The sequence below is a fragment of the Bradyrhizobium sp. WYCCWR15520 genome, from assembly GCF_056174665.1.
In genome coordinates, this window is record NZ_JBWBWM010000008.1 from 192,259 (window position 1) to 205,772 (window position 13,514).

At 63.4% G+C, this 13,514-nt stretch carries 12 protein-coding genes; 9 read left to right on the forward strand and 3 right to left on the reverse strand.

Going from position 1 to position 13,514, the window contains the following annotated elements; all coding sequences use genetic code 11:
- From AC0QUY_RS11605 to AC0QUY_RS11630, 6 genes are all read left to right on the forward strand, one after another.
- The gene (locus tag AC0QUY_RS11605) at window positions 1–951 is read left to right on the forward strand and encodes an ABC transporter permease (protein ID WP_475386934.1); all 951 of its coding nucleotides are present in this window, start codon (window positions 1–3) and stop codon (window positions 949–951) included.
- Entirely contained in the window at window positions 938–1,810 is an 873-nt protein-coding gene (locus AC0QUY_RS11610) for an ABC transporter permease (RefSeq protein WP_475386935.1), read from the forward strand. Before AC0QUY_RS11605 ends, AC0QUY_RS11610 begins: the two co-directional genes overlap by 14 nt.
- A complete protein-coding gene (locus AC0QUY_RS11615; protein ID WP_475386936.1) occupies window positions 1,807–2,802 on the forward strand; it encodes an ABC transporter ATP-binding protein in 996 nt (331 codons plus the stop codon). Before AC0QUY_RS11610 ends, AC0QUY_RS11615 begins: the two co-directional genes overlap by 4 nt.
- Complete coding sequence (locus AC0QUY_RS11620) at window positions 2,799–3,779, forward strand: ABC transporter ATP-binding protein (RefSeq protein ID WP_475386937.1); 981 nt, start codon at window positions 2,799–2,801, stop codon at window positions 3,777–3,779. The genes AC0QUY_RS11615 and AC0QUY_RS11620 overlap by 4 nt, the downstream gene beginning before the upstream one ends.
- A 106-nt stretch (window positions 3,780–3,885) precedes the next feature.
- Entirely contained in the window at window positions 3,886–4,956 is a 1,071-nt protein-coding gene (locus tag AC0QUY_RS11625) for an alcohol dehydrogenase (protein ID WP_475386938.1), read from the forward strand.
- Between the two features lie 173 nt (window positions 4,957–5,129).
- Complete coding sequence (locus AC0QUY_RS11630) at window positions 5,130–6,212, forward strand: isocitrate/isopropylmalate dehydrogenase family protein (RefSeq protein ID WP_475386939.1); 1,083 nt, start codon at window positions 5,130–5,132, stop codon at window positions 6,210–6,212.
- 169 nt (window positions 6,213–6,381) lie between these two features.
- Here AC0QUY_RS11630 and AC0QUY_RS11635 read toward each other — a convergent pair whose 3' ends face one another.
- Entirely contained in the window at window positions 6,382–7,203 is an 822-nt protein-coding gene (locus AC0QUY_RS11635; protein ID WP_161852800.1) for an enoyl-CoA hydratase, read from the reverse strand.
- Between the two features lie 383 nt (window positions 7,204–7,586).
- A complete protein-coding gene (locus AC0QUY_RS11640; protein WP_028347342.1) occupies window positions 7,587–7,982 on the reverse strand; it encodes a helix-turn-helix domain-containing protein in 396 nt (131 codons plus the stop codon).
- Window positions 7,983–8,886: 904 nt separating this feature from the next.
- Between AC0QUY_RS11640 and AC0QUY_RS11645 the strand changes: the two genes are divergently transcribed.
- From AC0QUY_RS11645 to AC0QUY_RS11655, 3 genes are all read left to right on the forward strand, one after another.
- The gene (locus AC0QUY_RS11645) at window positions 8,887–9,885 is read left to right on the forward strand and encodes a TRAP transporter substrate-binding protein (RefSeq protein ID WP_475386940.1); all 999 of its coding nucleotides are present in this window, start codon (window positions 8,887–8,889) and stop codon (window positions 9,883–9,885) included.
- 159 nt (window positions 9,886–10,044) lie between these two features.
- The gene (locus AC0QUY_RS11650; RefSeq protein WP_475386941.1) at window positions 10,045–10,560 is read left to right on the forward strand and encodes a TRAP transporter small permease; all 516 of its coding nucleotides are present in this window, start codon (window positions 10,045–10,047) and stop codon (window positions 10,558–10,560) included.
- A complete protein-coding gene (locus AC0QUY_RS11655; protein WP_161852803.1) occupies window positions 10,557–11,876 on the forward strand; it encodes a TRAP transporter large permease in 1,320 nt (439 codons plus the stop codon). The genes AC0QUY_RS11650 and AC0QUY_RS11655 overlap by 4 nt, the downstream gene beginning before the upstream one ends.
- Before the next feature lie 87 nt (window positions 11,877–11,963).
- On the opposite strand, the gene AC0QUY_RS11660 is transcribed toward AC0QUY_RS11655, so the two are convergent.
- A complete protein-coding gene (locus AC0QUY_RS11660) occupies window positions 11,964–13,472 on the reverse strand; it encodes a sensor histidine kinase (protein WP_475386942.1) in 1,509 nt (502 codons plus the stop codon).
- Between the last annotated feature and the right edge of the window lie 42 nt (window positions 13,473–13,514).

Sequence of the window (13,514 nt, forward strand, 5' to 3'; positions counted from 1 at the left end):
ATGCTGCTGTTTGTGGCGCGTAGGCTTCTGTACCTGATACCGGTCCTGATCGCCGTATCGCTGTTGACGTTCTTCATCGCGTCGCTGTTGCCGGGCGATCTCGCCTATACCATCCTCGGGGATCAGGCGACGCCGGAGAACGTCGCCGCGCTGCGCAAGGACATGGGGCTCGATCAGCCGGTCTGGATCCGTTACTTCGGCTGGCTCGGCAACATCCTGCAGGGCGATTTCGGCCGGTCGTTCCGCACCGGGCAAACCGTGCTGCAAGCGGTGACCGAGCGTTTGCCGGTATCGTTCGAACTGATGATCCTGGCCGAGATCATGGGCCTCGTCATCGGCGTTCCCCTGGCGATCGTCTGCGCCGCCCGCAGCGGCAGCGCGTTCGACCGCTTTATGACCGGCGGCGCGTTTGCCATGCTGTCGGTGCCGGCATTCCTTTCGGCGATCCTGTTGATCTATCTGTTTGCAGTGGAACTGCGCTGGTTGCCGGCGACGGGCTACGTGCCTTTTACCGAAGACCCGGCCGGAAATCTGCGCTTCATGGTGTTGCCCGCGCTGACGCTGGCGCTGGCCGAATGGCCGGGGATCATGCGCGTGCTCCGCTCCGACATGATCGCAACCTTGCAGGAAGACTATATCGCGCTGGCGAAGGCCAAGGGACTGAAGGCGTCGCGTATCCTGTTCGTGCACGCGTTGAAGCCCTCTTCGCTGACGCTGGTCACGATCACAGGCATCAATATCGGACGATTGATCGGCGGTGCTGTCATCGTCGAGACGATCTTCGCGCTGCCGGGCATCGGCCGGCTGCTGGTCGGCGCGATCTATACCCGCGACCTCATCATCCTGCAGGGCGTGGTGCTGCTGGTCGCCGCCGGCTTCGTGATCATGAACTTCATCGTCGATCTGCTCTACGCCGTTCTCGATCCCAGGATTCGCCATGGCCACGCTTGAACTCACAATCGATGAAGGCGTCGCGGCGGAACCGGCAAAACGCGGACGCCGGCTGGGACTGCTGTTCTGGATGGCGATCGGCTGGATGACGTTCATGATCGCGGTCGCAATCTTCGCTCCGGTGCTGCCGTTGCCGAGCCCGACCGATATGGACATGCTGGAACGGCGCGCCCCGTTCTCCGCGGAGCATTGGCTCGGGACCGACGGTCTTGGCCGCGACGAACTGTCCCGGCTGATCTACGGGGCGCGGATTTCGCTCGTCGTCGGGCTGTGCGCACCGGTGATCGGGCTGGCCATCGGCGGCGCACTTGGCATGCTCGCCGGCTATTTCCGCGGCCGGTTCGAATCGCTCGTAGTCGGCAGCATGGACGTGCTGCTGGCGTTTCCGCCCTTGATCCTGGCGATGGCCGTGACCGCCTATCTCGGGCAGTCGATTCTCAATCTCACCCTCATTCTCGGCTTCCTTGGCGTTCCCGCCTTCATGCGGGTGGCACGGGCGGCGACGCTGACGCTGGCGCGGCGCGAGTTTGTGATTGCGGCACAGGCGCTGGGGGCGACGCATGCGCGCATCCTGCTGCGCGAATTGCTGCCCAATGTCGCGCTGCCGCTGCTGGCCTTCTTCCTGCTCGCAGTAGCCGTCACCATCGTGGTCGAGGGCGCGCTGTCCTTCCTTGGCCTCGGCGTGCCGCCGCCGATATCGAGCTGGGGCAGCATGATCGGGGAGGGGCGAGAGAGCCTTGAAGTGGCGCCTCGGCTCGCATTCATGCCTGCGGCGGCCATGTTCCTGACCGTACTGGCCTTCAATCTCGTTGGTGACACGCTTCGTGCGCTCACCGATCCACGTCAGGGCGCGCTGTGACCGGGAATACCTTGCTTTCCGTCGAGGACATTGTCGTCGATCTGCCGACGCCGCGCGGCAATCTGCGTGCGGTCGACCATGTCGATCTCACCGTCGGCGCCGGGCGCACGCTCGGCGTCGTCGGCGAATCCGGCTGCGGCAAGACCATGCTGTCCCGCGCGATCCTGCAATTGCTGCCGAAGAAGGCAAAGCTCTCCGGCCGCGTGATGTTCGACGGGCAGGATTTGCTGCGGCTTTCGCCGGAAAAACTGCGCAAGCTGCGCGGCCGGTCGCTGGCTGTCGTATTCCAGGATCCGATGACCTCGCTCAACCCGGTGCTCACGATCGGCACCCAGTTGATCGAAACGCTGCAGGAGCACCTTGAACTCGACGATGCTGCCGCCACGAGGCGAAGTGTCGAATTGCTCGCGGCGGTCGGAATCCCCGCGCCCGAGCAGCGGCTGGCGCAATATCCGCACCAGCTTTCCGGCGGCATGCGGCAGCGGGTGGCGATCGCGATCGCGCTGTCGTGTGAACCGAAACTCCTGATCGCGGACGAGCCGACCACCGCGCTCGACGTGACGATCCAGGCGCAGATCCTCGATCTCCTGGCGCGCGAGCAGCGTCGCCGGCACATGGCGATGATCATCATCACCCACGACCTCGGCGTCGTCGCCGGGCGCACCGACGAGGTCGCTGTCATGTATGCCGGGCGCGTGGTCGAGCGCGCGCCGACGCCTGATTTGTTCAAGAAAATGCGGATGCCCTATACCGAAGCGCTGCTTGCCGCTCTCCCGCGGCTCGACGCCGCGCCCCATACGCCGCTGCCGGCGATATCGGGACGTCCGCCCGATCCGACCCGGCCGCTGCGGGGCTGCTCGTTCTCGCCGCGCTGCCGCTATGCGGTGGCCCGCTGCCAGGCCGAGAAACCGGCGCTCGAGGCTGCCGAGACCAGCGCACACACATTCGCCTGCTTCCATCCGATCGAAACCCGCGCGGATGCCAACGCATGATGCTGCAAGCCGCTCCATCCGCTTCATCTGAAGCTTTGCTCGAAGTCGACAATCTCGTCGTCGAATATCCGGTCGGCCCCAAGATCGTTCACGCCGTGTCCGGTGTCTCCCTGCAGATCGCTCGCGGCGAGACGCTGGGGTTGGTCGGCGAATCCGGCTGCGGGAAATCGACACTGGGGCGCGCCGTTCTGCAGTTGCGCCGGCCGACCGCCGGGCGGGTGTCGTTCGACGGCCAGGATCTCACGGCGATGCACGGCGAGGCCTTGCGGCGGATGCGCCAGCGCGTGCAGTTGATCTTCCAGGATCCGATCGCTTCGCTCAACCCGCGCCGCAAGATCGGCGATATCGTCGCCGAGCCGCTGGTGATTGCCGGCGTCAAGGACCCGGAGAAGCGCAAGCAACTCGTGTACGAGGTGCTGACCGCAGTCGGGCTCGATCCCAGCCTGGTTGTCGGGCGGCTGCCGCATGAATTTTCCGGCGGCCAATGCCAGCGCATCTGTATTGCGCGCGCGCTCGTCCTCAATCCGGAATTCATCGTTTGCGACGAGCCGGTCTCTGCGCTCGACGTTTCGATCCGTGCGCAGATACTGAACCTTCTGGAAGAGATGAAAGGCCGATTCGGCTTGACGCTGCTGTTCATCGCGCACGATCTCGCTGTTGTGAAGGCGGTCAGCGACCGCGTCGCGGTGATGTATCTGGGGCGGCTCTGCGAGGTCGGCCCCTCCGAACAGTTGTTCGCCAGGCCAGCGCATCCCTATACCGCGCTGCTGATCGAGGCGATCCCGGTGCCCGACCCGGACGTCCGTCCCACCGAGACCGTGCCGGTCGGCGAGCCGCCGTCGCCGATCGCGCCGCCGTCCGGCTGCCGGTTTCGAACCCGCTGCCCCCGCGCGGACCAGCGATGCAGCGACGAAATGCCGGAACTGCGCGCCGTCGCGCCGGGCCAGTTCGTGGCCTGCCACCACCCGCTGATCTGAATACCGGAAGACCGCTGCACGCGTTTGTCTCGATGGGACGGACATGGCAATGTCCGTTCCCAAGACGTGTTCGGGGTTCAAGAATAAGAATGACGGGAGAGAAGCGATGAAGAGTTTTCAGGTCGCCGAGTTCAACGCGCCGCTGAAAGAGGTCGATCAGGAGACGCCGCAGCCGACCGGCACGCAGGTGCTGATCAAGGTGAAGGCGGCGGGCGTCTGCCACAGTGACCTCCACATCTGGGAAGGCGGTTACGATCTCGGCCATGGCCGCAAGCCGTTGTCGCTGAAGGACCGCGGCGTGTCGCTGCCGCGCACGATGGGGCACGAGACCGTCGGCGAGGTGGTGGCGTTCGGACCCGACGTCACCGCCGCCGACAAGGGCGATCTCAAGATCGGCGACGTCGCGCTGGTCTATCCCTGGCTCGGCTGCGGCAAATGCCCGACTTGCGTTGGCGGCGACGAGAATATGTGCGTGGTGAAGCCGAACTCGCTCGGCGTCTATTGCGACGGCGGCTATGCCGATCACATGACGGTGCCGAACCCGAAATATCTGCTGAACCTGAAGGGGCTCGATCCCGTCACCGCGGCGCCCTATGCCTGTTCCGGCGTCACCACCTATAGCGCGCTGAAGAAGGTCGAATTCGCCTTCAACTCGCCGATCGTGATCTTCGGCGCCGGCGGGCTTGGCTTGATGGCGCTGTCGCTGTTGAAGGCGATGGGCGGCACGGGCGCCATCGTCGTCGATATCGATGCGCGCAAGCGCGAGGCTGCGGAAGCCGCCGGCGCGCTTGCCACCGTCGACGGCAAGGCGCCGGATGCGTTGGAACAATTGGCGAAGAAAGCCGGTGGCCCCATTCGCGCCGTGATCGATCTCGTCGGCAATGCGCAGACCACGCAGCTCGGCTTCGACTGCCTGACCAAGGGCGGCAAGCTCGTCATCGTCGGCCTGTTCGGCGGCGGCGCGACCTTTGCTTTGCCGCTGATCCCGATCAAGGCGATCACGATCCAGGGCAGCTATGTCGGCAATTTGCGCGAGACCGAAGAGTTGCTCGAACTCGTGCGCAACAAGATGATCGCGCCCATTCCGGTGACGACGATGCCGCTCGCGAAGGCGAATGAAGCTTTGACCGATTTGCAGAAGGGCAAGCTCGTTGGCCGCGCGGTGCTGACGCCGTAGGTCCAGACTTTCTCCGTCATGGCCGGGCGAAAGCGCGAAGCGCGTCTTCGCGCAGATGTCCCGGCCATCCACGTCTTTCTTGCCGATACCCGCGGTAAAGACGTGGATGCCCGGGACAAGCCCGGGCATGACGAGCCCTAAAGTTCGTGCGAGCTAGATCCCAAGGAACCCCCATGTCCGCAAATAACGCCCTCCACATCGCCGTGCTCGGCGGCGATGGCATCGGCCCTGAAGTGATGGCGCCAGCGCTCGAAGTTCTGCGCAGGATCGAGGCGACCAGCGACCTGAAGTTTCGCTTCACCGATGCGCCGGCGGGCGCCAACAATTATCTCGCGACCGGCAAATCGATGCCCGACAGCACCGTGCGGCTGTGCGAGGAGGCGGATGCCATCCTGCTCGGTGCCTGCGGCCTGCCGTCGGTGCGTTATCCCGACAATACCGAGATCGCGCCGCAGATCGAACTGCGCTTCCATTTCGATCTCTATGCCGGCGTGCGCCCGGCGCGCCTCGTTCCGGGCGTGCCGAGCCCGATCGTCGGCGCCGACCAGCGCGGCATCGACCTCGTGCTCATCAGGGAATCGACCGAAGGCCTGTTCGCCTCGATGGGCAAGGGCGTCGTCACCGACACCGAGGCGCGCGAAACGCTCATCATCACCCGCAAGACCTCCGAGCGGCTGTTCGAGTTTTCGTTCAAGCTCGCCGAACGCCGCAAGGCGCGCGGCAAGGCGAATGGCGGCCTGACCTGCGTCGACAAGGCGAACGTGTTCAGGGCCTTCGCGTTCTTTCGCGAGATGTTCGATGAGGCCGCAAAACGCCATCCGACCGTCAAGACGGACCGGGTCTATGTCGATGCCTGCTCGCTGATGATGGTGAAGCGTCCCTGGGATTTCGACGTCATGGTGACGGAGAACATGTTCGGCGACATCCTCTCCGATCTCGCCGCCGGCCTGATCGGCGGGCTTGGCATGGCGCCCTCGGCCGATATCGGCGACCGCTACGCCGTGTTCCAGCCGTGCCACGGCACCGCGCCCGATATCATGGGGCAGGGCAAGGCCAATCCCACCGCGATGATCCTGTCGGCTGCGATGATGCTGGACTGGCTCGCCGACAAGCACGGCCTCGAAAGCGCCGCCGAGGCCGGCGAGCGCATCGAGCGCGCGGTCGACAAGGCCTATGCCGGAGGCATCAAGCCGATGGAGTTCGGCGGCAGCAACGGTACGGCGGATATCGCCAAGGCGGTGCTGGCGGGACTTTAGCAGGCCGACGTGCCGTCATTGCGAGGAGCGTAGCGACCAAGCAATCCATCTATCCCCGCGCTGAGCTATGGATCGCTTCGCGAAGCCTGTCATCGGGCGCGCATTCGCGCGACCCGTTGGCTCGCAATGACGCGGGTAGGCTTTCGCCAATTGACCCTTCGCAGGGCGCCTACTTCCCCTTGAACTGCGGCTTGCGCTTTTCCATGAAGGCCGTTCGGCCTTCGCGAAAATCTTCCGAGTCCATGCAGGCCATGCCGATCTGCTTGATCGCCTCCATGTCGCGCTTGCTTTCGTCCTTCAGCACCTCGGCAATCGTGATCTTGGCGGCCTTGATGGCGAGCGGCGCGTTGCCGGAGATGGTGCGCGCGATATCCATGGTGGCGTCCCATAATTCCGCGTCCGGCAGCACCCGGTCGACCAGGCCGATCCGCAAGGCTTCCGCCGCCTCGATCCGCATTCCCGTATACATGATGAGCCGCGCCCAGGACGGCCCGACCAGCGAGACCAGGTGGCGCAGCCCGTCATAGCCATAGGCGATGCCGAGCCTGGCGGCGGGAATGCCGAACTGGCTGTTGTCCGAGGCGATACGGATGTCGGTGAGCATCGCGACCTGCATGCCGCCACCGAGGCAGAAGCCGCGGATGCAGGCAATCGTCGGCTTCGGGTAGCTTGCGAGCAGCGCGCGCTGCGCCTCGCTCCGCTTCGAATATTCTTCCGCCGCCGCGGCATTGTGGCGTGTCTTCTCGAACTGGCTGATATCGGCGCCGGAGACGAAGGCCTTGTCGCCGGCGCCTGTCAGGATCACGACGCGCACATCGGGATCGTCGCGCAGCGTAGTCAGCGCGTGGCCCAGGCCTTCCCACATTTCCAGCGACATCGCGTTGCGCTTGTCGGGATTGTTGAAGGTGATGACGCCGACGCCATCGCTGACGCTGTGCAGGATCTTGCCGTCGGCATGCGGGATTTCAGCAGGTTTTGGGATGTCGAGCATCGATTGCGGCTTTCAGTTCGGGAAGTCTGGTCCATTGTCGGACAAGCTTCGCGCAGCGGTCAATCGCCGCATCTGCACGCGTGGTCAGCTCAGGGCACTGGGCACAAATGGTGAGGTCGTCAGGGCAGGGGTGGGCTCACGCGCATTGGCGCGTGGCGGGCATCGGCGTGACAGTAATGCAGTCGTTGTTGCTGGTTGAACCGGGGTCGTCGTTGGCTGTTCGCTGTGGCGCATCCGGACTCCGCCATCCCCCATCCCGATGGCGTCGCACGGGTCTCGTCCCGGGCAGCTTAAGATTCGGCCTAGCGCAGCAACAGGCTACCCGGCGATTTCTCGCGTCGATTGATCGGGTCCGCGGTGCTGCGATCCAGGCGCGATAGTGCCTAGCCCTCGTTGGCGGCGATCGATTCCATCAGGGACACCAACTGACGCTGCACAGTCTGGTCCTTGATCTTGCTGTAGGCGCGCAGCAGCCTGAGGCTGAAGGCGCTGTCCAGGAAGAGCAGGCTCTCGACTTCACGCGCCTTGCCGTCGCCGTCGTAGAAGAACGTCACCGGCACGTCGAGCGCGGTAGCGATTTGTTGAAGACGAGCCGCGCCGACACGGTTGACGCCTTTCTCGTACTTCTGGACCTGCTGGAAGCTGACGCCGAGCTTGTCGCCGAGCTCCGCTTGCGAGATTTTCTGTTCCACACGCCGCAGGCGAATCCGCTTGCCCAACTCGATATCGGGTTTGCCGGCGCTGCGCTGTTTCATCTTCTTCGCTGCTGATCTGTTCATTCTGGTTTTACCGTCCTTCAATCGGGAAACCCTGGCAAAAGTAGGTCAGGGTTTCGTCCATTTGTACCGCGTTAAAGTTCAGTCCGGACCGTGAGTTAGAATCGGGAACCACGGAATTCCTGAGCTATTGCGGGATGGTAGCCAAACGCCTGCGCGCATTGACAGCATCCTGATACCGGCGCCTCTAACCACCTAAGGCTGTCGGCGCCCGGGGCGTAGTGGCAAAACCCCGCTCTCTACATTTGACAAAATATTCGACAAACCACAACCACTGCGAGTTCAAAGGACACAGATTTTGGCGAGCATACTTACTGTGTCGCGCTCAACCACCGGTTTTTTACGGGTTTTGCCGACTATTCGTGCAGGGCGTTCGCAATTCATCGGCGTTGTTGCCAGACATTTCTGCGAACAGTGATGCCTGATAAAATGCAGCAGAGTTCAGCTCCGGCTTCTGGGTCAGTCGTGTCGGGAATTTACGGCAACCTGCGAGCTCGCGCACTATCGGAATCCTGCAAATTGGTATGGGGGAGTGTCGTCCGAGCGGGAATGTCCTGCACGTCTTCGACGGGCCGGGCCGCACCCGACATGGTGCAACATTTGCGGTGTGTCAGTTGCGTGCACGAGGCCGGCGGCGCGTCCGAGTTTGCTCGGCACGCACATGCGGCGAAGCGCTGGCGAACGCTTGCGGCTATTGGCGGCAGGGACATCGGTTCGGCGCGAGCCTCGGGCGCCGAAATGATTGCAACCACAGGCATGGCCATCCGCGGCCGATTGGCGCCCGGGTACGACTTAAATTGGCTTCCACAGCCGCACCGTTTTGCATACGCTTTGCCGTAGTGGCCGCATCGTCGGCCAAGCCCAAAGTCCCGCTTACAAGGGACGGGCATGACAGGGGAGAAACGCCATGAAGCGAAGAACCGTACTCGTGGGCCTTGGTGCGACGGCGGCTGCCGGCGCATTGGGCTTTCCATCGATCCTCAAGGCGCAGACACCGATCTCGCTCAATGGCGCCGTCCAGTTCAACGACGATCATGCCTTCAACCGGGCGCTGCTCCGCTTCGAAGAGCTGGTGAAGAAATATTACGGCAAACCGATCAACTTCACGCTGCACCGCAACTCTTCGCTCGGCCTCGAAAAGCAGTATTTCGAGTACATGTCGCAGGGCAAGGCGGTCGATTACGGCATCGTCTCGCCGGCCCACATGTCGACCTTCGCCAAGGCGGCGCCGTTCATCGACGCGCCCTTCGTGTTCAAGGGCATCGAGCACATGAACAAGGTGGTCGAGGCCAACATTCTGGCGCCGATCGCCGATGAAGTTGCGGCCAAGGCCGAGGTGGTTCTGATCGGCTATGCCGGCGGCGGCGTGCGCAACATCTTCGCCAACAAGCCGCTCAAGAATCTCGCCGATCTTAGGGGTCTCAAGGTGCGCGTGCAGGGCGCGCCGATCTGGTCGAAGACGTTCGCGGCCGTCGGCATGAGCCCGACCGTGATCGCCTACAACGAAGTCTACAACGCCATCCAGAACGGCGTGATCGCCGCCGGCGAGAACGAGGCGGCGGGCGTCGAGGCGATGAAGTTCTATGAAGTCGCGCCGCATCTCAACCTGACGCAGCACGCGGTGTCGATCCGGCCGATCTGCTTCTCGGTGAAGACGCTGAAGACCCTGCCGAAGGACCTGCAGGACGCGATCATGAAGGCCGGCAAGGAAGCCGGCGATTACGGCCGTCAACTGGAGTCGAGCGAGGAAGTCGTCAAGCTCGACACTTTGGAGAAGGCAGGCAAGCTCAAGCGCGTTCCCTTCGAGGAGCGCGACGCGATGAAGAAGCTCGCCGATCCCGTGATGGCCACCTACGCCAAGGAAATCGGCGCCGAGGGCATCTACGAGAAGATCAACGTCGCATAGGGCTTGAATCGTGAACCGGTGGGGGCCGGTTTTCTCTCGCGACAATGCGAAAACGCGTTTGCGCGGGATTGCACGTCGAGCCAAACGACCGCCGAAAGCCTCCGGGCAAGCCCCGCTTCTTGCCCGGATCGGCGGGCTGGTATCCAAGACGGAGCCGAAATGACTGAAATGCCTGTTGAGTCCACCCCGTCGCTGTGGCGCCGAGCGACGGCGGCCTATGCAAAGCTGCTGGAATTCCTGCTCGCCGCCTGCGTCGGCATTCTGGTCATTCCGGTCACGCTGCAGATCATCTCGCGCTACACGCCGTTCATTCCGTCCTACATCTGGACCGAGGAGATGGCGCGCTTCCTGTTCGTCTGGACGATCATGATCGGCGCCATGGTCGGCGTGCGCGAGGCACAGCATTTCGAGGTCGACGTCTGGCCGGATCTGTCACGCCGAAGCGAGGCCGCGGTGCGGATTCTCGCCCGGCTCGGCGTGCTGGCGATGGCAGTGGTGTTTGTGTGGGCCGGGCTCGAATTCACGCGGTTCGCCTGGAACCGAACCTCTGAACTGGCCGATCTGCCGCTCTGGCTGATCCATGTCGCCTGGCCCGTGGCGGGCGTGACGTGGATCGTGTTTGCGGGCGAACAGATCCTCGATGAAACGCGGATTCTGCTTGGGGCAAAGCAATGAGCGGCAATGTTCTTTCTGCCGGACAGGCGGCTATGGTCCTGTTCGGTGTCTTCATCGGCCTGCTCATCATTCGAGTGCCGGTCGCCTTTGCGCTCGGCCTCGCCTGCGTGCCGATCCTCATGATCGAGCCGCGCCTGTCGATCATGACGCTCGCGCAGGAGACGTTCAACGCCTACAATTCGTTCATCCTGCTGGCCGTGCCGTTCTTCCTGCTGACCGCCAACCTGATGAGCATCGGCGGCATCACCGATCGGCTGGTCGCGTTGTCGCGCTCGATGGTCGGGCATTGGCCGGGATCGCTGGCGCAGATCAACGTGGTGCTGTCGGTGTTCTTTGCCGGCATCTCCGGCTCTTCCACGGCCGATGCCGCGAGCCAGTCCAAGATCTTCATCGATGCGCAGACCAAGGAGGGCTACGATCTCTCCTTTTCGATCGCCATCACCGCTGTCTCCGCCGTGCTCGCCGTCATCATCCCGCCCTCGATCCTGATGATCGTGTGGGGCGGGCTGATCTCGACCTCGATCGCCGCGATGTATCTCGCCGGCATCATCCCCGGTCTGCTGATCGCGGGCGCGCAGATGGCGACAGTGCATGTCTATGCCGTGCGCCGCGGCTATCCGACCTATCCGAAGGACAGTTGGCGGGAGATGTGGTGGGCGATCTTGCGGTCGATACCGGCGCTGACGACGCCGTTCATCATCGTCGGCGGTATTTTGCTGGGATGGTTTACCGCGACCGAATCTGCATGCGTCGCGGTGCTCTATTCCGTTGCGCTGTCGACGTTCTTCTACCGTGAAACTGGCGCGCGCCAACTCTACAAGGCGTTGCTGGACACCGGACGTCTCGCCGGCGTCGCGCTGTTCTGCATCGGTACCGCGAGCGCCTTCGGCTGGCTGTTGGCCTACTACAAGATTCCGCAGGAACTGCTGGCCAACGTCTCGACCTGGGGCATGGGCGCGATCGGGGCGGGCTTCTTCATCGCCTTCTGCTTTCTGGTGGTGGGCTGCTTCCTCGACGCCATTCCGGCGATCGTCATCGTCGGCACCGTGCTCGAGCCGTTGGCGAAATCGGTCGACCTGCACCCCGTTCAGTTTGCGATCATCTCGATCGTGTCGCTGGCGTTCGGGCTGGTGACGCCGCCCTATGGCCTGTGCCTGATGATTGCGTGCGCGATCGCTGGCGTGCGGCTGCGCTATGCGCTGAAGGACACGGTGATCATGCTGATACCGATGCTGCTGGTGCTGGCCGCGCTCATCATCTGGCCCGAGGTTTCGCTGTTTCTGCCGCGGTTGATCGTGCCGGAGATGCTCAAGTAACACAGAGTTTTCAAGCGAAGCATGCCCTCGGACTTGATCCGTGGGTGGATTCCGGTTCGCGTGAAGAAAACGCGTCAAAGAAGATAGCTACTCGTCCCTGTTGAGCGCGCAGCTGATCGTGTAGACCACGCCGCGTGGCAGGAAGTCGACGGTGGCTTCGCCGCCGAGCTGGTCGCGTGCGCTGCGCTCGATCAGCCGCGAGCCGAAACCGCGCTGCACCGGCGTCGTGACCGGTGGGCCGCCTGTCTCGGTCCAGATCAACCGCAATTTGCGCCCGTCGCTCTCTTCGAGGATCTCCCAATCCACCGCGACGGTGCCGCTGTCGTTGGATAGCGCGCCGTATTTGGCGGCATTGGTTCCGATCTCGTGCACGATCATCGACAGCACCACCGCGAGCCGCGGCGATAGCGGCACTTGCGGTCCGAACATCCGCACCCGCTCCGGATTGTTCAACAGATAGGGTTGCAGCACCCGCGCGATCACTTCCCGCAACTCCGCGCCCTGCCACTTCTCCTCGCTCAAGAGATTGTGCGCCTCCGCCAGCGCGCCGAGCCTTCCCTCGAACTTCGCGCGCTCCGTGCGGCTCGCGCTGCGGAACGTCTGGGTGGCGATCGACTGCAGGACCGCGAGCGTATTCTTGACGCGATGGTTGAGCTCCTCGATCAGGAGATTATGCAGCATCTCGCCGCGGGCGATCTGGGTTGCCATCCGCACCGCAAAGGCGAGGCCGACCATCAGCAGGACGGCGCCCATCACGCTTGTGATCGCGAGGTTGCGCCAGAGTGGCGCGACGAGAGAGCTTTCGGCCACGCCCGCGGCAACCGTCCAGCCGGTGAGCGAGGAGCGGGCAAAGCTCGTGATCAGCGGTACGCCCTCGAGCGATATGGTCGGCACGGTCGCTTCGGGACCGTCGAACATCTGCGCATAGAGCGAGGGCGATGCACGCTTGCCGATTGTCTCCTGCGGGTTGGGCACGCGCGCGAAATTGATGCCTTCGCCGTCGAAGATCGAGATCGTCCAGTCCCTGCTGGGGCGTTGCTGCTCGACCATGGCCTGGAAGATTTCGATCGGCGGACTGAAGGAGATGTCGTAAAGCACCTCGTTGTCGCGGATAACGGGCACCTCGACCGTTACGATCAGCCCTCTTTTCACCGATCCAAAGAACAGGTTGGAATAGACCGGCTTCCTTTCCGCGAACACTTTCTGGACCATGGGCAGGTTGTTGCGGAGCGGCAGGTTTGCCGTCTCAGGCGTCAACGAGGAGAACACCTGCCGCCCTTCGCGGTCGGCCACCAGCACGACGCCGCCTTCGCCATACTGGTCGAGAAAGCCCTGGCAAATGCGGCGGAATCCCTCGAAGTCTCCGTCGCGCAGCGCGTTTGTCAGCGACAGCACCTGGAGTGCGCCGGTGATCCGCTGCATCTCCGAGTCGAGCACGAGGCGAATGCTGCGGACCGTTTCAACGACCCGTTGCGTCGCGTTCTGGCGGTCCTGCTTGTAATGGTTGAAAACGATGCCGGCCGCGAAGAGGATCAGCGGCAGCGTGGTTCCCGCGACCAGAAGGGCGAGACGTACTGGCAGTGAGGGTTTCGGCAACGCAAGTCCCGGATCGGCGCCCAAGCGGGGCAAGCATAAGAG